Origin of the sequence: Synechococcus sp. 1G10 (assembly GCF_002252625.1) — a bacterium.
Lineage (GTDB): Bacteria > Cyanobacteriota > Cyanobacteriia > PCC-6307 > Cyanobiaceae > Regnicoccus_A.
Genome location: NZ_NQKW01000057.1, coordinates 1 through 1,368 on the forward strand (window position 1 = coordinate 1; position 1,368 = coordinate 1,368).

Genomic DNA, 1,368 nt, shown 5'->3' on the forward strand with positions numbered 1-1,368 from the left:
CAGTCTCTGCCTGAGATGCAATCGGGAATCACGCCGACGTCAAGGGTTCAGCCGTAGCGATGTTCGCTGCGAGCTGTCCTGCCCCCTGAACGCATACGGGAATCATCAGCAGTCCAAATCCCTGTCCTGTGTCAAAGGCAAACATCCCACCAAAGGATGAACCCATGCCGCCACCGAAACGACGGCCCCAACCCATCCCATGAAAGCCCGAGCCAACCATCACCTGATTGGTGAAAAGGAAAATGCCCGCCGAAAACAGAGCACCTCCGACCAGGAACAAGAAGAAGTCCTGAACTGGCTTGCGAATCATTATGGATGCGGTGTCTCCACTGATCCTCAGCAGAGGTTCGGCAGATGTCAATGAATGCATGACATCGTGAACAGCAGCCATGTCGCCCCCAGCAGCTGGGGACAGTCCACATAACTTCACAGCTCAGCGAAAGGAAGGCAGCGATCCAGTTCGCCCAGAGGGTGGAATTCACGGGGGCCCATCAGGCCAACCATGGATCGGCTGATCCGCGCGAAACTTCCTACCTGGCTTTGCTATGCCTGACTGCAGCGGCGATTTCAGCCCGCCGGAGGCGATAGGCGGGCTCGGTGTAATGCATACCGTCAAAAATGAATCGGGCCAGCAGCGCTCCCTCTGGCGAAATGGTCGGACTCAGGTCGATGAAGGGAATTCCTCTTGAATGAATCAGCCTTTGAAAGGCTTGATTCGCCGGTGGGATGAATTGATTGGCCTCCGCTGGCGATGTGAGCGGGATCAAAGCAATGAAAACCTCGGTGGTCGTTTGCTGCGCACGATCAAGCAAGCCAGAGCAATCCAAATCAGACTGCTTGAGGTCAAACGCCCTGCGCACAAAGGCGCAGTCTGTTCCTACGAGCATCAAAGATGCCGGCAGGGAAGTATTGCTCTGCTTACTTCCATTGACCTTCTATTTGTAGAACTGTGTATCCATCTTCAGCAAGATCGGCAGTGCCTGCCTGTGCTCACCAAGTCCGGCCTCGTGGCGTGATTGAGTCACCGACACAGACAGATTGAACGCCATTCATCTTCCCCTGCCAGCTTGTGATCACCTGGCCTCGGCAGCCACCAGCTTCTCGGCCGCCAGCAACTTCGCTGCCGCCTGCCGCGCATCACTGGCGGCTTGGGGGTTCCGCTGCAGGAAGGCCATCACCAGCACGCCCTCCAGCAGCAGCTGCAGCTGCCTGGCCAGCGCCTGCGGATCGGCGGCGGGGAGCTCCCGGCACAGCCCTTCGAGCAGGGTGCCGCAGCTCTTCTTGAAGGCCACCGCCGCCTGTCGGGGCAAGTCCTGGGGATCGGGGTACTCGCTGGCCGCTTTGATGAACAGGCAGCCGTGGAACTCG

2 protein-coding genes and 1 pseudogene are annotated in these 1,368 nt (G+C 58.3%); all 3 read right to left on the bottom strand.

Annotated features, from left to right (window positions below):
- Nucleotides 1–28: 28 nt before the first annotated feature.
- Nucleotides 29–391 (bottom strand): hypothetical protein, encoded by a 363-nt coding sequence (locus CJZ82_RS17410; RefSeq protein WP_143593766.1) that lies wholly within the window; start codon nucleotides 389–391, stop codon nucleotides 29–31.
- A gap of 139 nt (nucleotides 392–530) precedes the next feature.
- The gene (locus tag CJZ82_RS17415) at nucleotides 531–887 is read right to left on the bottom strand and encodes a hypothetical protein (protein ID WP_143593767.1); all 357 of its coding nucleotides are present in this window, start codon (nucleotides 885–887) and stop codon (nucleotides 531–533) included.
- Nucleotides 888–1,073: 186 nt separating this feature from the next.
- Nucleotides 1,074–1,368: pseudogene (locus CJZ82_RS17420) on the bottom strand (TetR/AcrR family transcriptional regulator); the annotation flags it as partial.

Excerpts from the sequence above, each read along its gene's own strand:
- CJZ82_RS17415 (WP_143593767.1), bottom strand. The coding sequence starts at position 887 with ATGCTCGTAGGAACAGACTGCGCCTTTGTGCGCAGGGCGTTTGACCTC.
- CJZ82_RS17410 (WP_143593766.1), bottom strand. The coding sequence starts at position 391 with ATGGCTGCTGTTCACGATGTCATGCATTCATTGACATCTGCCGAACCT.